Annotated in this window: 17 protein-coding genes; 4 read left to right on the top strand and 13 right to left on the bottom strand. The window is 74.9% G+C overall.

Features of this window, described 5'->3' with window-relative positions:
- Positions 1-5: 5 nt before the first annotated feature.
- From murD to mraZ, 8 genes are all read right to left on the bottom strand, one after another.
- Positions 6-1,439: a UDP-N-acetylmuramoyl-L-alanine--D-glutamate ligase gene (gene murD / locus BGO37_RS12405; RefSeq protein WP_291755320.1), complete on the bottom strand. Its 1,434-nt coding sequence runs from the start codon at positions 1,437-1,439 to the stop codon at positions 6-8.
- Positions 1,440-2,522, bottom strand: a complete 1,083-nt coding sequence (gene mraY / locus BGO37_RS12400; protein WP_291755319.1) for a phospho-N-acetylmuramoyl-pentapeptide-transferase — start codon at positions 2,520-2,522, stop codon at positions 1,440-1,442.
- On the bottom strand, positions 2,519-3,961 hold the full coding sequence (gene murF, locus BGO37_RS12395) for a UDP-N-acetylmuramoyl-tripeptide--D-alanyl-D-alanine ligase (protein ID WP_291755318.1): 1,443 nt from the start codon (positions 3,959-3,961) through the stop codon (positions 2,519-2,521). Before murF ends, mraY begins: the two co-directional genes overlap by 4 nt.
- A complete protein-coding gene (locus tag BGO37_RS12390; protein WP_291755316.1) occupies positions 3,958-5,511 on the bottom strand; it encodes a UDP-N-acetylmuramoyl-L-alanyl-D-glutamate--2,6-diaminopimelate ligase in 1,554 nt (517 codons plus the stop codon). Before BGO37_RS12390 ends, murF begins: the two co-directional genes overlap by 4 nt.
- Positions 5,512-5,600: 89 nt before the next feature.
- Positions 5,601-7,418: a penicillin-binding protein 2 gene (locus BGO37_RS12385; RefSeq protein WP_291755314.1), complete on the bottom strand. Its 1,818-nt coding sequence runs from the start codon at positions 7,416-7,418 to the stop codon at positions 5,601-5,603.
- Positions 7,419-7,507: 89 nt separating this feature from the next.
- Positions 7,508-7,930: a hypothetical protein gene (locus BGO37_RS12380; RefSeq protein ID WP_291755312.1), complete on the bottom strand. Its 423-nt coding sequence runs from the start codon at positions 7,928-7,930 to the stop codon at positions 7,508-7,510.
- Positions 7,927-8,916, bottom strand: coding sequence for a 16S rRNA (cytosine(1402)-N(4))-methyltransferase RsmH (gene rsmH, locus BGO37_RS12375; RefSeq protein WP_291755310.1), 990 nt, complete (start codon positions 8,914-8,916; stop codon positions 7,927-7,929). The genes BGO37_RS12380 and rsmH overlap by 4 nt, the downstream gene beginning before the upstream one ends.
- Before the next feature lie 153 nt (positions 8,917-9,069).
- Positions 9,070-9,543, bottom strand: coding sequence for a division/cell wall cluster transcriptional repressor MraZ (gene mraZ, locus BGO37_RS12370; protein WP_291755309.1), 474 nt, complete (start codon positions 9,541-9,543; stop codon positions 9,070-9,072).
- Between the two features lie 383 nt (positions 9,544-9,926).
- On the opposite strand from mraZ, the gene BGO37_RS12365 reads away from it, so the two are divergent.
- Genes BGO37_RS12365 through BGO37_RS12355 form a run of 3 tightly spaced genes read left to right on the top strand, consistent with a single transcriptional unit; the run spans position 9,927 to position 14,490 of the window.
- Positions 9,927-10,925, top strand: coding sequence for a MoxR family ATPase (locus BGO37_RS12365; RefSeq protein ID WP_291755308.1), 999 nt, complete (start codon positions 9,927-9,929; stop codon positions 10,923-10,925).
- Complete coding sequence (locus tag BGO37_RS12360) at positions 10,925-12,175, top strand: DUF58 domain-containing protein (protein WP_291755307.1); 1,251 nt, start codon at positions 10,925-10,927, stop codon at positions 12,173-12,175. Before BGO37_RS12365 ends, BGO37_RS12360 begins: the two co-directional genes overlap by 1 nt.
- Positions 12,172-14,490 carry a DUF3488 and transglutaminase-like domain-containing protein gene (locus tag BGO37_RS12355; protein ID WP_291755306.1) on the top strand — a complete coding sequence of 773 codons (2,319 nt, stop codon included), beginning with the start codon at positions 12,172-12,174 and terminating at the stop codon, positions 14,488-14,490. The genes BGO37_RS12360 and BGO37_RS12355 overlap by 4 nt, the downstream gene beginning before the upstream one ends.
- On the opposite strand, the gene BGO37_RS12350 is transcribed toward BGO37_RS12355, so the two are convergent.
- From BGO37_RS12350 to BGO37_RS12340, 3 genes are read right to left on the bottom strand one after another with little or no spacing between them, the layout of a single operon-like run.
- The gene (locus tag BGO37_RS12350; protein ID WP_291755305.1) at positions 14,435-14,836 is read right to left on the bottom strand and encodes a DUF3040 domain-containing protein; all 402 of its coding nucleotides are present in this window, start codon (positions 14,834-14,836) and stop codon (positions 14,435-14,437) included. The two genes, BGO37_RS12355 and BGO37_RS12350, sit on opposite strands and share 56 nt — an antisense overlap.
- A gap of 36 nt (positions 14,837-14,872) precedes the next feature.
- Complete coding sequence (locus BGO37_RS12345) at positions 14,873-16,144, bottom strand: DNA polymerase IV (RefSeq protein WP_291755304.1); 1,272 nt, start codon at positions 16,142-16,144, stop codon at positions 14,873-14,875.
- Positions 16,145-16,190: 46 nt separating this feature from the next.
- Positions 16,191-16,598, bottom strand: a complete 408-nt coding sequence (locus BGO37_RS12340) for an SAV_6107 family HEPN domain-containing protein (protein WP_291755303.1) — start codon at positions 16,596-16,598, stop codon at positions 16,191-16,193.
- Positions 16,599-16,693: 95 nt separating this feature from the next.
- On the opposite strand from BGO37_RS12340, the gene BGO37_RS12335 reads away from it, so the two are divergent.
- Positions 16,694-17,530, top strand: coding sequence for a spermidine synthase (locus BGO37_RS12335; RefSeq protein ID WP_291755302.1), 837 nt, complete (start codon positions 16,694-16,696; stop codon positions 17,528-17,530).
- 94 nt (positions 17,531-17,624) lie between these two features.
- Here the strand turns inward: BGO37_RS12335 and BGO37_RS12330 are convergent, their stop codons facing one another.
- Positions 17,625-17,828 (bottom strand): cold-shock protein, encoded by a 204-nt coding sequence (locus BGO37_RS12330; protein ID WP_291755301.1) that lies wholly within the window; start codon positions 17,826-17,828, stop codon positions 17,625-17,627.
- 249 nt (positions 17,829-18,077) lie between these two features.
- On the bottom strand, positions 18,078-19,004 hold the full coding sequence (locus BGO37_RS12325; RefSeq protein WP_291755300.1) for a proteasome assembly chaperone family protein: 927 nt from the start codon (positions 19,002-19,004) through the stop codon (positions 18,078-18,080).
- Positions 19,005-19,041: the final 37 nt, after the last annotated feature.

The raw sequence follows: 19,041 nt of genomic DNA, 5'->3' as shown, positions 1-19,041 counted from the left end.
CGGCCTCACGCCCCCTCGGTCAGGTCCCGGACCGCGGTCGCGAACCGGTCGCCCCGGTCCGCGTACGACACGAACTGGTCCATCGACGCGCACGCCGGCGCGAGCAGCACGGTCAGCGGGGCGCCGGGCCGAGCGCCGGCGGCCAGCTCGCGGGCGGCGTGCACGGCGCGGGTCATCACGTCGCCAGTCTCGGTCGAGTCGACCTCGATCATGGGCACCTGCGGCGCGTGTCGGGCGAGTGCACCCGCCAGCGGCGCGCGGTCGACGCCGATGAGCACGGCGCCGACCAGGCGGTCGGCACGCGCGGCGACGAGGGCGTCGAACGTCGCGCCCTTCGCCAGGCCGCCCGCGATCCAGACGACCGAGTGCGGCGCGAAGGCCGCGAGCGAGGCCGCGGCCGCGTGGGCGTTGGTCGCCTTGGAGTCGTCGACGTAGGCGACCGAGTCGACCTCGGCGACCGTCGCGATCCGGTGCTCGCCCGGCCCGAACGCACGCAGCCCGTCGCGCACGGCCGCCGGCGGGACCCCGTGCGCCAGCGCCAGCGCGGCCGCCGCCAGCGCGTCCGCGACGACGTGCGGCGCGACGCGGCCGTCGGGTCCGGCCAGCTGCGCGAGGTCGTCGAGCGTCGCCAGCTCCTGGGCATGCGTGTGCCGGAGCGCGGCGAAGCCGCGGTCGACGAGCACGTCCTCGACGATCCCGACCTGGCCCACCGCCGGCGTGCCGAGCGTGAAGCCCACCGCGACGGCGCCGTCGACGACGTCCGCCTCCTCGGCGAGCCGACGTGTCGCCTCGTCGGCCGCGTTGTAGACGCACGCCACCTGCGCCCGCGCGAAGATCCGGCCCTTGTCCGCCGCGTACGCGGCCAGGGAGCCGTGCCAGTCGAGGTGGTCCGGCGCGACATTGAGCACGGCCCCGGCCTCGACGGACATCGTGTGCGTGAAGTGGAGCTGGAAGCTCGACAGCTCGACCGCCAGGACGTCGAGGGACGGGTCGGTCGCGGCGAGCACGATGGGGGTGCCGACGTTGCCGACCGCGGCCACGCGCTCGCCGCCCGCGTCCAGGATCGAGGCGAGCATGCCGACCGTGGTCGTCTTGCCGTTGGTACCCGTGACGGCCAGCCAGGGGGCCGGGCCGCCGCCCGCGGCGCGGTCCACGCGCAGGCGCCAGGCGAGCTCGACCTCCGAGAGCACCTCGAGGCCGCGCGCGAGCGCCGCCGCGAGCACCGGGTGGTCCGGGCGCAGCCCCGGCGACGTGACGACGAGGTCGACCCCCGCCAGCCCGTCGCGCGTCAGGAAGGTGTCGGCGTCACGCTCGTCGGCGTCCGGAGCCGCGTCGTCGTACGTCGTCACCAGCGCACCGCGGGCGGCGAGCACCTGGACCGCCGCCCGTCCGGAGATCCCCAGCCCGGCCACCAGCACCCGGGCCCCGTCCCACGTCACCTACCCCGTCACCCACTCCGCGTAGAAGATGCCCACGCCGAACATGACGAACAGGCCGGCGATGATCCAGAACCGGATGACGATCGTCACCTCGCCCCAGCCGCCCAGCTCGAAGTGGTGGTGCAGCGGCGCCATCCGGAACACGCGGCGTCGGGTCATCTTGAAGAACCCGATCTGGATGACGTCGCTCAGGACCTCGAGGACGAAGAGGCCGCCGATGACCGCCGCCAGGATCTCCGTGCGGGTGAGGATCGAGATGCCGGCCAGCGCGCCGCCCAGCGCGAGCGAGCCGGTGTCCCCCATGAAGATCTTGGCCGGGCTGGCGTTCCACCAGAGGAAGCCGAAGAGGGCCCCGGTCAGCGCGGCCGCGAGCGTCGCCATCGCCAGGGGGTCGCGCGTCTCGTAGCAGCGCGGGCCCAGCGTGGCCAGGCGCTGGCAGGTCTGGTTGTTCTGCCACACGCCGACCATGACGTACGCGCCGAAGACGAACAGCGACGCGCCCGTCGCCAGGCCGTCCAGGCCGTCGGTCAGGTTGACCGAGTTCGACCACGCCGTGATGAGGAAGTTCGCCCAGACGACGAACAGCACGAGCCCCACGCCGGCGCCGGCGAACGCGAGGTCGAGCCGCGTGTCCCGGATGAACGAGACGTGCGTCGAGGCCGGGGTCAGGTTGTGCGCGTTCGGGAACTGCAGGGCCGCGACGGCGAACGTGATGCCCACGACGCCCTGGCCGATGACCTTCGCCAGCGGGGAGAGCCCCAGGCTGCGCTGCCGCGAGATCTTGATGAAGTCGTCGAGGAAGCCGACGAGCCCCAGGCCGGCCATGAGGAACAGCACCAGGCCGGCGGACGCGGTCGGCTTCGTCCCCGTCAGCAGGAGCGCTCCGGCCCACCCGAAGATCGTCGCCAGGATGATGACGACGCCGCCCATGGTCGGCGTGCCGCGCTTCGTGAAGTGCGCCGTCGGGCCGTCCTGCCGGATGAACTGCCCGTACTGCCGCCGCACCAGGAAGCTGATGAACAGGGGCGTGCCGAGCAGCGAGATGAGCATCGCCAGGCCGCCCGAGAGCAGGAGCGCCTTCACGCGCCCACCCCCAGCAGCCGGTCTCCCAGGCGCCACAGCCCGGCGCCGTACGAGGACTTGACGAGGACGACGTCCCCGGGGCGCAGCTCGCTGTCGAGCAGCGCGGCGGCGGCGTCGACGTCGTCCACGAGCACGACCTCGTCGCCCCACGAGCCCTCGTGGGCCGCGCCGTCCGCGATCGCGCGCGCCCCGGCGCCGACGACGACGGTGAGGCCGATGTCGAGCCGCACGGCGAGCCGGCCGACGGCGTCGTGCGCGGAGCGCGCCTCGGGGCCGAGCTCGAGCATCTCCCCCAGGACGGCCACGGAGCGCCGGTCGCGGCCCGCCAGCGCGGCCAGGGCCTTGAGGGCCGCCCGCATCGAGTCCGGGTTGGCGTTGTAGGAGTCGTCGACGACGGTGACGCCGTCGGGCCGGTCCGCGACGTGCATGCGGTGCGGGCTCAGGGCGTCGGCGCCGGCCAGCCCGTCGGCCACGGCCTCCAGGTCGAGCCCGACGACGAGGGCGGCCGCCGCGGCGGCGAGCGCGTTGTGCACGTGGTGCTCGCCCACCAGGCGCAGCCGCACCGGCACCGACCGGGGCTGCGCGCCGCGGGCGTCGACGAGCGTCAGCTGCGGGTGCCCGCCGTCGGTGAGCCGCACGTCGGTGGCGCGCACCTGCGCGGCCGGTGAGAGGCCGAACGTCACCACGTCGTCGGGCGCGAGGTCCGCCATGGCGGCCACGCGGGCGTCGTCGGCGTTGAGCACGGCGACCCCGTCCGGCACGAGCCCCGTGACGAGCTCCGACTTCGCCCTCGCCGTGGCCTCGATGCCACCGAACTCCCCGACGTGGGCCCGGCCGACGACGAGCACGATCGCGACGTCGGGCGGCGCGATGTCGGTGAGGTAGGCGATGTGCCCGATGCCGCTGGCGCCCATCTCCAGCACGAGGTAGCGGGTGTCCTCGTCGGCCCGCAGCACCGTCAGCGGCAGCCCGATCTCGTTGTTGAAGCTGCGCACCGGGGCGACGGTCGGCCCCGCCGCGCCGAGCACCTGGAGCAGGAGGTCCTTCGTCGTCGTCTTGCCGACCGACCCGGTCACCGCGACCACGCGCAGGCCGGACCCGCCGGGCTCCGCGGCGGCCTCGCGCAGCCGGCACAGCACCTCGCGCGCCAGCGCGCCCAGCGCCGCGACGACGTCGGGCACGACGACCGCGGGGACCGGTGTCCCGTCCTCGGCCACGACCTCGTGCGCCGCCAGCACGGCGCACGCGCCCGCCGCCACGGCCCGGGCGGCGAAGGCGTGCCCGTCGCTGTGCTCCCCGGCGATGGCCACGAACAGAGCACCCGGGATGACCTCGCGCGAGTCGGTGACGACCGGCCCGGCGACGACCGTCGACGGGTCGATCGCGTGGAGCGCGCCGCCGGTGACGAGCGCGACCTCGGCTGCCGTGAGCGCGATCACCGGGCGGCCCCGGCCCGCTCGTCGCGCGCCGCCAGGAACACGTCGCGGTCGTTGTAGCGGTGGAACACCCCGGCGATCTCCTGCGTCGGCTCGTGCCCCTTGCCCGTCACGATGACCGTGTCGGCGTCGCCCGCCAGCGCCAGCGCGCGCCGGATCGCGGCGGAGCGCGGCTCGACCTCGTGCACGTCGCGACCGTCGGGGCGCTCGCCCAGCACGCCGTCGAGGATCGCCCGGCGGATGCTCGCGGGATCCTCCGACCGGGGGTTCTCGTCGGTGACCACGAGCACGTCGGCCAGCCGCGCCGCGATCTGCCCCATGATCGGCCGCTTGCCGCGGTCCCGGTCGCCGTCGGAGCCGAAGACGATGATCAGCCGCCCCGGCGTGATCGGCCGCACGGCCTCGAGCGCCAGCACCAGCGCGTCGGGGGTGTGGGCGTAGTCGACGAGGCAGAGCGGGAGACCGTCCCCCCGCTCGACGACGCGCTCCATCCGGCCGGGGATCTCGTGCGCGTGCGCCACGGCGTCGATCGCGACGTCGAGACCGACCCCGGCCGCGTGCGCCACGACGATCGCCAGGGCCGCGTTCGAGACGTTGACCAGGCCGGGCAGCGGGCTGGTCGCCGCGTGCGCGGTGCCGTCCGGGCCGCGCAGGACGAACGACGACCCGACGCCGTCCAGCCCGATCTGCGCCTGGGTGACGGTCCAGTCGGCGGCGTGCGGGTCGCCGGCGTGCGTGGAGACGGTCGTCACCGGGATCGGCGCCCGCGCGGCGAGCCGGCGGCCCCACTCGTCGTCCACGACGACGACGCCGCGGCGCGAGAGGCTCGGCTCGAACAGCCTCGCCTTGGCCGCGAAGTAGCCCTCCATGTCGCCGTGGAAGTCGAGGTGGTCGCGCTGGAGGTTGGTGAAGCCGGCGACGTCGAAGGACATGCCGGCCAGGCGCCCGAGGGCGAGCCCGTGCGACGAGACCTCGGTGGTCAGCGCGGTCGCACCCCGCTCGACGGCGAGCGCGCAGATCGCCTGCAGCACCGGCGCCTCGACCGTGGTCCGTGGGCTCTCGATCGCCTCGTCGCCGATCCGGAGCTCGACCGTGCCGAGCACGGCGGTGGTGGCGTGCGCCGCGCGCAGCGCCGCGTCGACGAAGTAGCTCGTGGTGGTCTTGCCGTTCGTCCCCGTGATCCCGACGGTGACCAGGCGCCGCGCCGGCTCGTCGTAGACCCGGGCCGCGATCGGCCCGGCCAGGGCGCGCGGGTCGTCGGCGACGAGCACCGGGACGCCGCCCTGTTCGGCGTCCGCTGCGCCGGCCGCGTCGGTCAGCACCGCCACGGCGCCGGCCGCCGCCGCCTGCGCCGCGTAGCGGGCGCCGTGGACCCTCAGGCCGGGCTCGGCGACGAACAGGTCACCGGGCTGCGCATCGCCCGAGGCGACCGTCACGCCGGTGACGACGAGGTCCTCCGGGACGGCGCCGACGAGGCCGAAGTCGCCCGCGAGGTCGACCACCCGGTGGGGGGTCGGATGCTGCGGGCGCATCCGGCCCTGGGGGGAGGACATGGCGACGAATCTACCCGGACCGGATACCCCGGCCGCGCAGCGGGCCGTCGGCGTGCGGAGGACGCGGCGTGGGGACGCGGCGCCCGCGCTCACCACGTGGTCGGATAGAGCGCCGGGGCAGCGGAGGTGTCCGACGGCGCGACGCCCAGCGATGCGAGGGTGAAGCCGGCGACGTCGGCGAACACCGGCGCGGCCACCACGCCGCCGTACACCGAGGTCCTCGGGTTGGTGACGAAGACCCCGACGACCACCTGCGGCGCATCGGCGGGGACCACCCCGACGAACGACGCCGTGATGCCGTTGCTGCTCAGCTCCTGCGCGGTGCCCGTCTTGCCGGCGACGCGGTACCCGGGGATGGCGGCCGCGTTGCCGGTGCCGGAGCCGGCGTCGACGACCGACTGCAGCATCGTCATGAGCTCACCCGCCGTGTTCTGGGAGATGACACGGTCGCCGGCGGGACGTGCGACGGGGGTGTAGGTCCCGTCGGGCGACGTCCAGCCCGCCACGACGTGCGGCGTCACCTTGACACCGCCGTTGGCGACGGTCCCGTAGACGCTGACGGCCTGCAGCGCGTTGACGGCGAGACCCTGCCCGAACAGCACGTTGTACTGGGTCCGTCCGTCCCACTTCGCGAAGGGCCGCAGGATGCCCCCCGACTCTCCCGGCATCTCGATGCCGGTCCGGGACCCGAAGCCGAACTTCGTGAGGTAGTCGTAACGCTGCTGGACCGTCAGGGTCTGGCCGGCGGTGACGGTGCCGACGTTGGACGACTGCGCGAGGATGCCGGTGAGCGTGAGGTGCTCGACCCCGTGGTTCTCGGCGTCGGTGATCACCCCTGCCCCGTTGGGCGTGGTGAACTGGTTCGGCACCTGGAACTGGCTCGTCGGCGTGGCCAGGCCGTTCTCCAGGAGGGCCGCCATCGTCACGACCTTGCCGGTGGACCCGGGCTCGAACACCTGCGTCACTGCCCGCGAGAGGGCACCTGCGGCGCCGGCGCCGGGGTTGTTCGGGTCGATCGAGTCGGAGTCCGCGATGGCGTAGACGTCGCCCGTGCGCGCGCCCATGACGACGATCGTCACGGCGTCCGCGCCGGTGGCGGCCTTCTGGGCGTTCGCCGCCTCCTGGGCCTTCCACTGCACGTCCGAGATGAGCGTCAGGCGGGCCGACGAGCCGGGCACCGCGGGGGTCGCGACGTCGTAGCCGCCCGGGATCGTCTGGCCGTGCCCGCCGATCTCGTAGGTCTCGCTGCCGCCGGTGCCGGCGAGCCTGCCCTGCAGGGAGTACTCCAGGCCCTGGGCGCCCTTCCCGTCCGCGCCGACGAACCCGACGATGTTCCCGGCGAGCGTCCCCTTGGGGTAGACGCGGCTGGCGACCTTCTCCAGCTGCACGCCGGGCAGCACCAGCGCCCTGATCTGGCGCGCGACGTCGGGCACCACGGACTTGGCGATATACCTGTAGGTCGAGGTCCCGACCAGCGTGCCGCCGAGCTCGGCCGGGTTCGCGCCGAGGATCGGCGCCAGCAGCTGCGCGACGCCCGCCGCCCCGCCCGGGACGTCCTTGGTCCCCTTGTAGGTCGCGACCTGCTTCTGGTTCACCGCGACGTCGTACCGCTCGACGGACACCGCCAGCGGCACGCCGTTCACGTCGGTGATCTGGCCCCGCGCGCCGACGGAGCTCACCGAGACGAGCCGGTCCTTGAGCGCCTCCTGGGCGATCGCCGGGCCGTTGATGCCCTGCAGGTACACCAGCCGCAGCCCGAAGACCGCCAGGACGAGCGCGACGACGACGACGATCGCGGTCACGCGCTGCCGGGAACCGGCGACGGTGACGGCGGGCGCCGCCGAGGGGCGCCCCGCCGACGGTCGCACCGCCCGGCTCGGCTGCCGCCGGGCCTCCCGCGGTGCCATGCCGCGACCGACGCCCTGACGTGCGACCGCCGCCTGCCGGCCGGGAGCGGCACGCCGCACGGGCGCGGCGGTCCGCGTCCCGCCGGGGGTCACCCGGCCGCCTTCGCGGGGGCGGGCGCGCCCTGCACGCTGCCGTCCGACAGGCGCAGCCAGCCGGTGCCGTTGGCCGGCACCATCCCGATCGCGCGCGCCGCTGCCGCCAGGTTGGCCGGCGACGACTTCGCGTCGAGCTGGGCCTGCAGCTCCGCCTGGTCCTGCTGCATGCGGGCGAGCTTGTTGGTCAGCGTGTAGCGCTCGAAGGCCTGCGCGGCCGTCGACGTGTTGAGCAGGAGGGCCGCCAGCAGTGCCGCCGCCAGGACCGCCATGCAGGCGAGGACGAACGGCACGCGCGTGCGCGCCTGCGCGGGGGTGGCGACGACCCGCAGCCGCGGGGCGGGCGGGGTGGCCGGCGCGGAGGGCCGGGGGCGGGGGGCCTGCTGCGGGGCGGCGGCCCGGGCGGTGGCTGCGCTCATGCCGCGCTCCGCGCGACGTGGGCCGGGGTGGGACGGACCCGCTCGGCGGCCCGGAGCCGGACGGACTGTGCCCGGGGGTTGGCCGCGACCTCGGCGGCGTCCGCCTGCTCGGCGCCACGGGTGAGCAGCCGCAGGTAGGGCGCGTGCTCGGGCTGCTCCACCGGGAGGTCCGGCGGGGCGCTCGAGATCGCGCCCGCGGCGAAGGTCCGCTTGACCATCCGGTCCTCCAGCGACTGGTACGCCTCGACGACGATGCGGCCGCCGACGGCGAGCGCCTCGACGGACTCCGGCAGCGCGCGGGCCAGGGCGTCGAGCTCGCCGTTCACCTCGATGCGCAGCGCCTGGAAGGTCCGCTTGGCCGGGTGCCCGCCCGTGGCGCGGGCGGCTGCCGGGATGGCCTCGCGGACCAGCTCGACGAGCTCCGCGGTGCGCTCCAGCGGCGCCTTCGCCCGGGCCCGCAGGATCGAGCGCGCGATGCGCGGCGCGAACCGCTCCTCGCCGTACGTCCGCAGCACACGGACCAGGTCGTGCTCGTCGTACGTGTTGAGCACGTCCGCGGCCGTCGGGCCGGTCGTGGGGTCCATGCGCATGTCGAGCGGCGCGTCCTGCGCGTAGGAGAACCCGCGTCCCCCCTCGTCGAGCTGCAACGACGAGACGCCCAGATCCATCAGCACGCCCTGCACCGCCGGGATGCCGAGCCGGTCCAGCACGGCCCGGACCTCGTCGTACACCGCGTGCACCGCGACGAACCGGTCCCCGAACGGCGCGAGCCGCCGGCCGGCCAGGTCGAGGGCCTGCGGGTCGCGGTCCAGCCCGACGACGCGCACGTGCGGGAACGCGGCGAGCACGCCCTCGGTGTGGCCGCCCATGCCGAGCGTCGAGTCGACCATGACGGCGTCCGGAGCCTGCAGCGCCGGGCCCAGCAGGTCCAGGCAGCGCCGCAGGAGCACCGGCACGTGCCGCGCGGCGGCGTCGGGCTCGGCCACGTCGGTGCTCCTCTCGCGAAGTGGATGGTCGGACGGTCCCTCCACCGTCCGACCAGATCCCCCTCCGGTGTCTGGCACCGGGGAAGTGCGCCAGCTCCGGGGGGAGGTCTCGTCGGGCGGTCGGTTCGGGGTGCTGCGGTGGGCGGCGGACGGTCAGAACGGACCGTTCGGGAAGACCTCCTCGGCGGTGTCGGCGTAGCCGGACTCGGTCTCCTCGAGGTACGCGTCCCAGGCCGCGAGGTCCCAGATCTCGACCCGGGTGCCGGCGCCGATGACGGCGACGTCCCGGTCGAGCCCGGCGTAGCGGCGCAGCATGGGCGGGATCGAGATGCGGCCCTGCCGGTCCGGCTGCTCGTCGCTCGCGCCCGAGAGGAACACGCGCAGGTAGTCGCGGGCCTGCTTGTTGGTGATCGGCGCGGTCGAGAGCCGCTCGTGCATGCGGCGGAACTCGTCCAGCGGCAGCAGGTACAGGCAGCGCTCCTGGCCGCGGGTCATGACGAGCCCGGGCGCGAACGCGGCGCGGAACTTGGCCGGGAGGATCAGCCGGCCCTTCTCGTCGAGCCGCGGCGTGTGGGTGCCGAGGAACGGCGCGACGGAGCCGAGGACGCCGCCGGCCTCCTGGTCCATCACACCTCCCCCTTCCCGCAGCCTCCGTTCGGCTCCAGTGCGCTCCACCGTACTCCACTTCCCTCCACAATCCACGGAAGATGGCCCTCGTTTCACCCGCGCGGCGCACATCGGCACAGGTCAGGACCGGTGGAGCGGGGTGGAGGGGATCGCACGGCCACGGCCCTGTCTGCGCTCCGGCCCAGGCCCCGGATCCCGGCGACGGGACCGTCCACGCCGGAGCGGCGCCCCTCCGGAGCGCGGCGAGGCTCCGGGTGTGGAGGGAAGTGGAGGGGCCGACGAGGCCGCCGGAACGGCTCCCGGCCCGGTGAACCTTCCTCGCCGACCAGCCCCGTTCCCGGCCGTCAGCACGTACGCTGCAGGGGAAGCCCGAGGAGGTGCACATGCTCGCTGCCGTCCCCACGGAGGCAGAGCTGGCCGACGTCGTCGACGTCACCGGTCGCATGCGCCAGGGGATCGAGTCGGTGATGACAGGCCGGCCGGACCTCGTGCGCGTCAGCCTGTCGGTCCTGCTCGCCGAGGGGCACCTGCTCCTCGAGGACGTCCCCGGCGTCGGGAAGACGACCCTCGCCAAGGCGATCGCCAAGACGATCGACTGCGCGGTGGGCCGGATCCAGTTCACGCCGGACCTGCTGCCCAGCGACCTGACCGGCGTCAACATCTTCCGGACCCAGACGCACGAGTTCGAGTTCCGCCCCGGCCCGGTGTTCGCCCACGTGGTGATCGGCGACGAGATCAACCGCGCCTCCCCCAAGACGCAGTCGGCCCTGCTCGAGTGCATGCAGGAGGCGCAGGCGACCGTCGACGGGCGCTCCTACCCGCTGCCGCGGCCGTTCCTCGTCATCGCGACGCAGAACCCGGTGGAGATGGAGGGCACGTACCCGCTCCCCGAGGCCCAGCGCGACCGTTTCATGGCACGGCTGACGGTGGGCTACCCGAGCCCCGAGTCGGAGCTGGAGATGCTCGACCGGCAGGAGACGTCGGACCCCCTCCTCGACCTCACCCCCGTCACCGACGCCCAGCACGTCGCGCGGATGGCGGACGTCGTGCGCCGGCTCTACGCCTCCCCCTCGGTCAAGCGGTACGTCGTGGCGCTCGTCGGCGCCACGCGCGAGGACACCGGGCTCCGCCTGGGCGCCTCCCCGCGCGCGGCGATCCAGCTGCTGCGCGCCGCCAAGTCCGTCGCGGCGATGGCCGGGCGCGACCACGTGCTGCCCGACGACGTGCAGGAGCTGGCCGTGCCGGTCCTGGCGCACCGCCTGCTGCCGAGCACCGAGTCGCGGCTCTCCGGACGCACCACGTCGGACCTCGTGGCGGACGCGGTGACGCGCGTGCCGCTCCCGGAGCCCGTCACCGCCCGCGCACGGCGGGCGACGGGCTGATGCTCCCGCGGCCGACCGTCCGCGGCTGGGCCCTCGCCGGGTGCGGCGCCGCGCTCGTCGTGCTCGGTGGCCTGCTGGGGTCGCTGGACCTGGTCCGCATCGGCCTGGCGGCCGTCGTGCTCGTCGTCGGCGCCGGGGCGTTCGTCGCGTGGCGCTCACCGGCCCGCAACCGGCACCGCATCGACGTCCGGCGCAGCGTGACGCCCAACCCGCTGCACGTCGGCGAGACGGCGCAGGTGGCGATCCACGTGCAGGCCGGCGACGCCGCCGCGCGCGCCAGGCTCGCGGGGCTCCGGTTCGCCGAGCAGGCGTCGAGCGAGCTGTCGGGGGGCCGGGCGCTGCGCGCCCGGGTGGAGCGCACACCGTCGACCGTCGAGGTCCGCTACACGGTGCGGGCCGCGCGGCGCGGCCGGTGGACGCTCGGCCCGCTCGTCGTCACGCGCGGCGACCTGTTCGGCGTCGTCCGCGCCCCCGCCAACGTCGGCTCGGTCGCGGAGGTCGCGGTCTGGCCCGCGATCGTCGCGCTGCCGGCGCCGAGCGAGGCGCTCGTCGGTGAGCCGGACCGCGTCGCGCTCGGCGCCCGCTCCCCCTCCACCGACGACGCCTCGCTGCGTGACTACCGCGAGGGCGACGACCTGCGCCGGGTGCACTGGCGCTCCTCCGCGCGCCGCGGCTCCCTGCTCGTGCGGTCCGACGAGCGCGCGGGCATGCGGCCGGTCACGGTGCTGCTCGACCAGCCGGCGCGGCCGGCGGCGGTGGAGTGGTCGATCTCGCTGGCGGCGTCGTTGGCGGTCGCGATGCTCGAGGCCGGGCACCCGGTGCGCCTGCTCGGCGCCGGCCTCGGCGAGAGCGGCGAGGTCCCGGCGTTCCTCCACGCCAAGTCGGGGCCGATGGCACGTGCCGCCCTGCTCGACCCGCTCATCGACCTCGTCGGCCCACGCACCGAGCCCGAGGCGGAACAGCGGCTCGCGGCCGCCGTGCGGATGATCCAGACCTCCGGCAAGGGCGACGACATCGTGCTCGCCGTCCTCGGACCCCTGACCCCGGGGGCGCGCACCGAGCTGGCCCGCATCAGCGACTCCGCCCAGGGCTGGGCCCTCGTGCGGGCCGACTCCCGCCAGCCGGGCGAGGCGGCCGCCACCGAGAACACGCTGCGGGCGCTGCGGCGGGCCGGCTGGCACGCCGCGCGCGTGTCGACGGGCGAGCCGGTGATCGACTGCTGGATGCGGCTGCTGGGCGGTGCACCGTGAGCGCGTCGGACCGGCCCGCACCGATCGGCCGGGGCCCGCGCGCCCTGCTCAGCTCGGTGCTCGCGGTCACCGCGACGTGCGGCAGCCTCCTCGCCCTGTCCGGGCTGATCGAGCACGGCTCCTGGCTGTCGTCGGCCTGCACCGCGGTGGTGCTGCTCGCCATGGTGACGGCGGGTGTCCGCGCGCTCACGCGGTCGGCGTGGCTGCCGAGCGTGGTCGGGCTCGCGGCCGGGGTGGTCGGGATCGTCCTCGCCTACGGCGGTGACCCCGCACAGCCGGGGGCGAACCCCGTCTCGCGCACGTGGGGCCTCGGGCGCCAGGGCCTGCGGCTGATCCAGGACTCCATGGTGCCGATGCCCGCGCAGCGGTCCGCCGACGTCATCGTCGTCACCGCGGCCGTCGGCGTGTTCCTCCTGGTCGACGCGCTGGCGCTGGGCGCCGCGGTGCCGGCCCTCGCCGCCCTGCCGCTGGTCGCCTTCTGGTTGCCCGCGGTGTTCCTCAGCTTCCCGACGAACGGCTGGGGGCTGTTCTGGACCGGCCTGTCCTACCTGCTCCTGCTCGCCGTCGGCGCGGCGCCTCCGGTGAGCGACGCCGTGCGGCTGCGGCAGGGCAGCGCGATCGTCGGTGGCGCGGTCGCCACCGTGGTCGTCGCCCTCGTCGCGGCCCCCGTCCTCTCGTCGCTGCCGGCGTGGGCCGCCGTCGCCCTGCCCAACCTCGGCTCCGGACCCACCGGACCCCTCCAGCTCTCGGACTCCCTCGACCTGCGCGACAGCCTGGGCACGCGCTCGTCGCAGGCGGTCCTGACCTACACCGTCACCACGCCCGACGCCCGCGCGGCGGCCGCGACGGCGGCCCCCGGGGCGCCCACCCCCACCCCGAGCCCGACGGCGGGCCTGCCGCCCAACGCCACCTCCGTCGGACCGCTGCGCGCCTTCACCGTCGACCAGTTCGACGGCCGCGAGTGGCACCGGAGCGACGCCACCCTCGGGAGGGGCTGGGCCCCGGACCAGGTGCTCGGCGGTGGTGCCGGCACGCCCCAGGTGATCGACCCGACGAACCCGCGCGTCCTCGACGTCTCGGTGACGCTCAACAACCTGCAGCAGTCCCAGCTCCCGATCACCACGTTCGCCCGGACCCTGCAGGTCGACGGGCAGTGGACGTACGACGCGACCCGGGACGAGGTGGACGGGCGGACGCCCACGACCGCCGGGCAGCAGTACTCCATGCAGGTCTACGTCCCCACCCTCACCGCCGACGAGCTGAAGAAGGCCGGCGTCGAGACGCCGCCCGGCCCGGACGACTACCTGCAGCTGCCGGACTCCCAGCACCTCGCCGACATCCGGGCGCTCGCCAAGCAGGTCGTCGGCACCGCGGCGACGCCGTACGACGAGGCGATGGCGCTGCAGACGTACCTGCGCTCCACGGCGAACTTCACCTACGACACCCGGGTGCCACCGGCGACCACGAAGGACGCCGTGTGGGACTTCCTGCAGGACCGTCGCGGCTACTGCGTCCAGTTCGCCACCGCCATGGCGATCATGGGCCGCACGCTCGGGATCCCCACGCGCGTCGCCGTCGGCTTCCTGCCGGGGACGGTGCAGCCGAACGGTGGCGGCTTCACCTATGTCGTCACCGGCAAGCAGGCCCACGCCTGGCCGGAGCTGTACTTCCGCGGCTACGGGTGGGTGCGGTTCGAGCCGACGCCGGCCCAGCAGACCGGTCAGCCGCCCGTGTGGAGCGACCCCCTCGCCGGACTGTCGGGCGGGTCCACGGGACCCGGTTTCGATGCGGCGCAGATCGGCCGCGGCGGCGGGACCACCGGCACGCAGACGAGCGGCGGGCCGACGACCTCCGGCGGCATCGGCCGCGCCATCACCGGTCACGGGCCGTGGCTGCCGACCGGTGCGGGAGTCGTCCTCGTCGGCCTGGTCGCCGCCGGCGTGCTCCTCGTCGTCCGCCGTCGCCGGCGGCCCGTCGAGCTGACGTGCGAGCGCGCGTGGCACCACCTGCGGCGGTTGCTGTCGCGGCGGGCGTCGATCACGTGGTCCGACGCGACGACCCCACGGGCCGCGGTGCGGACCGTGCAGGACCGGCTGGCCGAGCGGACCGGCCGGACCCTCGAGGGACCCGCCCTCGAGGCGCTGACGCGCCTCGCCTCGGCCGTGGAGCAGGAGCGCTACGCGCCGCGGCCGCAGCCGACCACCTCAGCCGACCTGCACCACTGGCTGGGGACGGTGCGTCACGCGGTGGAGCGGCAGATCAACGACCGGACTCGCCGCGACGGCGATCCCACCGCTCTTCCAAGCGAGTCATGAAGCCGCGGCGCCGGCCGGCCGACCGGCCGTGCGGGGCGGCCGCGGGCTGAGCGGGCTGGGCCGCGCCGGCCTCGGCCGGCGTCTTGTGCCTGCGCGGCGCGGCGAACACGTACGCCACGGCGGCGAACATGAGGACGAAGCCCACCACGCCGAGCGCCGGCTTGGCGGTGGCTGCCCCGAGGACGAGCAGGAGCAGGCCGGCCGCCGCACCGACTCCCGACAGGACATACCGGAGCACCGGCCGTCGCCCGCGCTGCGTCAGCGTGTTGGCCAGGCGTGGGTCATCGGACGCGAGCTGACGCTCCATCTGCTCGAGAACGCGCTGCTCGTACTCGGAGAGAGGCATTGGAACCCCCGTCCCACCCGGAAACCCTCTGGAACCTCAGGATAGGTCCGCTGGAACGAAGGTGGTAGTCGACCTCTCTCCGGTGACCGCGGGCGCCGACGCCGGCCGGATCGCGCCGGCCCCGAACCTGCGGCGAACCTCGTCCATCGCCCGCTCCGCCTGCCGGCGGTCACCCGCATCCTCGGCGGCCGCCTCCTCGAGCGTCGGCTGGCGGACCGTCTCCGACGCGGGCGTCAGGCCCTCGGCCCGGACGCCGACGAGCCGCACCGGCAGGCCACCGAGATCGACGCCGGCCAGCAGCTCGCGTGCCGCGAGGTAGATCTCGCGGCCGACGTCCGTCGGGGTCGCCAGGGTCCTCGCCCGGGTCAGGGTGCGGAAGTCGCTCGCCCGGACCTTCACGGCGACGGTGCGGGCCACCAGCCCGTGGCTGCGGAGCCGTTCGGCGCACCGGTCCGCCAGCTGCAGCGCCTTGGCCTGCACCACCACCGGGTCCGCGACGTCCTCCGCGAACGTCTCCTCGGCGCCGACCGACTTCTCCTCCCGCCCCGGGTGCACCGGCCGTGGGTCGCGCCCCCAGGCGAGGTCGTGCAGGTGCGCCCCACCGACCTTCCCCACCGCCCGCTGCACCGTGGCCAGGTCGCTGTCCGCCAGCTGAGCCACGGTGGTGATGCCCCAGCGCGCCAGCGCCGCCTCTGTGCGCTCGCCGACGCCCCACAGCGCGCCGACCGGCATCACGCGCAAGAAGTCCACGGTGGCGGCGCGTGGGATGAGCAGCACCCCGTCGGGCTTGGCGTGCCCGGATGCCAGCTTCGCGACGAACTTCGTCGCCGCGATGCCGACCGAGCACGTGATGCCGTAGCGCTCGCGCACCTGCCGCCGGATGAGCTCGGCGATGACGGTCGGTGGCCCCGCACGCCGGCGCGCGCCCGCGACGTCGAGGAAGGCCTCGTCGATGCTCACCTGCTCGACGAGCGCCGTCACGTCGCGCAGGATCCCCATGACGCCCTCGGAGACGTCGTGGTACGTCCGGTGGTCGGGGGGCACGACGACCGCCTGCGGCGCGAGCCGCAGGGCCTGCGCCATCGGCATAGCGGAGTGGACCCCGAACGCCCGCGCCTCGTAGGTCGCCGCCAGCACCACGCCACGCTGCGCCCCGCCGACGATGACCGGGAGGCCACGCAGCTGCGGGCGCCGTGCCAGCTCGACCGACGCGAAGAACGCGTCCATGTCGACGTGGAGGATCGAACAGCCCTCCTCGTCCCGCCCCCAGTCGCGGCGCGCCGCGGACGACCGCGGCCCCCGGCTCACGACGCCACCGAGCCCACCGAGCCCACCGAGCCCACCGAGCCGAGGCTCACGACGCCCTCACGGTGAGCATCCGTGACGACGACCCGGCGCCCGGCCACTCGTCGAGGGCCGCCGCGCGGGCGTCGTCGACGAAGTCCTCGGCGTCGCACAGCGCCTGATCGGCCCGCGCGGCCGACACCGCGTCGAACCGGCCCGCCTCGAGGGCGGCCCGCAGCCGGGCACCGTCCGCGAACAGCGCCGCCCACCGCGACATCTCAGGGGCGACCGTCACGAGCATCTCCCAGACCGTGCGTGGTGCCCCCCGCCGCGACAGGCGGCCTCGTGCGGCCACGACGGCGGCCGCCGCGCGCACCGCCGCGAGGTGCGCGTGCGTGAACCGCTCCCAGGCCTCCCCCGAGAACTGCGCCGCGAGCAGCTCGGTGTCGGCCCGCGCCAGCAACTGCGCGACCGTCATGTCCGTCACCTCCGCCCCCATCATCGAACACCTGTTCGACCCACGTCAAGCCCCAACCCGCCGCCACGACCAGCCGACGACCGTAGCCTTGCCCGATGTCCCGCTCAGCGTCGCACCGGCCACCGACACCGGTCCCGTGGCCGGCCGGGCCCGTGCCGATCGCCACCGGCACCGCCGAGGTGCAGCGGGAGCGCGACGACCCGGACGGCGTGACGCTGCTGGTCAACGGCGTGCCGAGCTCGCACCTGGACCTCGTCGACCCGACGCGGCTCGAGTTCGAGTACATGCAGCAGATGGCCGCGGTCGCCGCACGCCTGCCCGCCGGGCCCCTGGCGGCCGTCCACCTCGGCGCCGCGGGCTGCGCGCTGGCCCGCGCCCTCGACGCCGCCCGTCCCGGCTCGCGCCAGCTCGCCGTCGACGTCGACCCCGTGCTCGCCGAGCTCGTCCGGCGCTGGTTCGACCTCCCACGCTCGCCGGCGCTGCGCATCCGCGTCGGCGACGCACGCGAGGCGCTCGCCACCCTGCCTGACGGCGGCGCCGACCTCGTCGTCCGCGACGCCTTCGCGGGTGACGGAACCCCGCCGCACCTGGCCACGCGGGAGTTCACCGCCGAGGTCGCCCGCGTGCTGCGCCGCGGCGGCGTCTACCTGGCGAACTGCGCCGACCGCCCGCCGCTCGCGCTCGCCCGCAGCGAAGGCGCGACGATCGCCTCGGTCTTCCTGCACTGCGCCCTCGTCGCCGAGCCCGCGGTGCTGCGCGGCCGGCGGTACGGCAACGTCGTGGTCGCCGGGACGGACGATCCCGACCTGCTCGGCGGCGCCGCCCTCGCGCGGGCGCTGCGGACACTTCCCGTCCCGGCCCGCATCCTCGTCGACGAGGAGCTGGCCGAGTTCGTCGGGCGCGCGCCCGTGCGCTACGACGTGCCGTCCTGACCCACCACCCCGCGAACGACGAAGGACCGCTCCCGCCGATGCGGGAACGGTCCTTCGATGTCGTCACGACGGTCGCGTGGACCGTCGGCGTCGATCAGAGCGGCTTGACGTGCTCGGCCTGCGGGCCCTTGTTGCCCTGCGTGATCTCGAACTCGACGCGCTGGCCCTCGTCCAGCGTCCGGTAGCCCTGCGACTCGATGGCCGAGTAGTGGACGAAGACGTCGGCGCCGCCGCCGTCCTGGGCGATGAACCCGTAGCCCTTCTCGGCGTTGAACCACTTGACAGCACCCTGTGCCATGTCCTGCTTCCTTCTGCCCGGTGACGGTGCAGGCACCGCGCCTGCCCCGCTGCCGCAATGCCTCACGTCCTGACCCGGTGGGGCAAGCCTGCCGGTCGAGCGTCCGCACGTCACTGCAACGCAGGCATCCTCGCATGACGCCTGCTATCGCCGCCATCGTTTCGGAAGGCGCAAAGGTCCTGCTACGCAACGATCCGATAAAGCCCGACAACGATCTGGTAAACGCGCACCGGAATGCGGAACGGCGCGTCAGCCCTCGTCCGGGCCCTGCTCGGCCAGGAATCGCTCGAACTCGGCACCCAGCTCGTCTGCCGTCGGAAGGTCCGTCGCGGCGAGGAGACCGGCCCGGCCGATGCCGCGCGTAAAGGCGTCGTACTGCTCCTCGAGCGCCTGCACGAGCGATGCGACCTCCGGCGAGCCGGCCACCTGCTCCTCGATCTGCCGCGCCGCCTCCTGGGCGGCGCCCTCGAGCTCACCGATCTTCAGCTCCAGCCCGGCGACGCGCTCCAACCGGCGCAGCGCCGCGATCGCCGCCTGCGGGTACGTCGACTGGGCCAGGTAGTGCGGCACGTGCACCACGAAGCCCATCGCGTCGTGGCCGGACTGCCCCAGCCGCAGCTCGAGCAGGGTCTGGGCGGACGCCGGGACGCGGACCATGCCGAACCACGACGGGAGGTCGCCGACGAGGTCCGGGCGCGTCGCGTGCGCGGTCAGGGTGATCGGCCGGGTGTGCGGCACGCCCATCGGCACGCCGTGGATGCCCACTGTCAGGGGCACCGCGAACCGCTCGACCAGCTGCCGCACAGCGGCCACGTACCGCTCCCACTGCACGTCCGGCTCGGTGCCGTGCAGCAGCAGGAAAGGCGTCCCGTCGGCGTCGTCGACCAGGTCGACGACGAGCTCGGGGTCCTCGTACTCGCGCCACGTCGACGCGTCGAAGGTCATCATCGGCCGGCGCGAGCGGTAGTCGAGCAGCTGGTCGACGTCGAACGTCACCAGCCGGCGGGTGGGCAGCTCGTCGACCAGGTGCTCGGCCGCGATCTCGCCCGCGTGCCCGGCGTCGACGAACCCGCGCACGGCGTGCACCAGCACCGGCCCGGTGCCGGCGGCGGCGAGCTCGGCGAGCTCGGCGGCCACGTTCTCGTCCACCTCGTAGATCTCGGCGGGATCCAGCATGTCCCATCTGCTCCTTCGTCGTCCTCTCCCCCACCCA

This window comes from Cellulomonas sp. 73-92 (assembly GCF_001898175.1).
In the GTDB taxonomy this organism is placed as follows: Bacteria; Actinomycetota; Actinomycetes; order Actinomycetales; family Cellulomonadaceae; genus Cellulomonas.
This window is presented reverse-complemented; position numbering and strand designations above follow the sequence as displayed.

Coding starts and splice junctions, on each gene's coding strand:
- BGO37_RS12390 (WP_291755316.1), bottom strand. CDS start 5,511: ATGTCCTCCCCCCAGGGCCGGATGCGCCCGCAGCATCCGACCCCCCAC.
- BGO37_RS12385 (WP_291755314.1), bottom strand. CDS start 7,418: ATGGCACCGCGGGAGGCCCGGCGGCAGCCGAGCCGGGCGGTGCGACCG.
- BGO37_RS12380 (WP_291755312.1), bottom strand. CDS start 7,930: ATGAGCGCAGCCACCGCCCGGGCCGCCGCCCCGCAGCAGGCCCCCCGC.
- mraZ (WP_291755309.1), bottom strand. CDS start 9,543: ATGGACCAGGAGGCCGGCGGCGTCCTCGGCTCCGTCGCGCCGTTCCTC.
- BGO37_RS12365 (WP_291755308.1), top strand. CDS start 9,927: ATGCTCGCTGCCGTCCCCACGGAGGCAGAGCTGGCCGACGTCGTCGAC.
- BGO37_RS12360 (WP_291755307.1), top strand. CDS start 10,925: ATGCTCCCGCGGCCGACCGTCCGCGGCTGGGCCCTCGCCGGGTGCGGC.
- BGO37_RS12350 (WP_291755305.1), bottom strand. CDS start 14,836: ATGCCTCTCTCCGAGTACGAGCAGCGCGTTCTCGAGCAGATGGAGCGT.
- BGO37_RS12340 (WP_291755303.1), bottom strand. CDS start 16,598: ATGACGGTCGCGCAGTTGCTGGCGCGGGCCGACACCGAGCTGCTCGCG.
- BGO37_RS12335 (WP_291755302.1), top strand. CDS start 16,694: ATGTCCCGCTCAGCGTCGCACCGGCCACCGACACCGGTCCCGTGGCCG.
- BGO37_RS12330 (WP_291755301.1), bottom strand. CDS start 17,828: ATGGCACAGGGTGCTGTCAAGTGGTTCAACGCCGAGAAGGGCTACGGG.
- BGO37_RS12325 (WP_291755300.1), bottom strand. CDS start 19,004: ATGCTGGATCCCGCCGAGATCTACGAGGTGGACGAGAACGTGGCCGCC.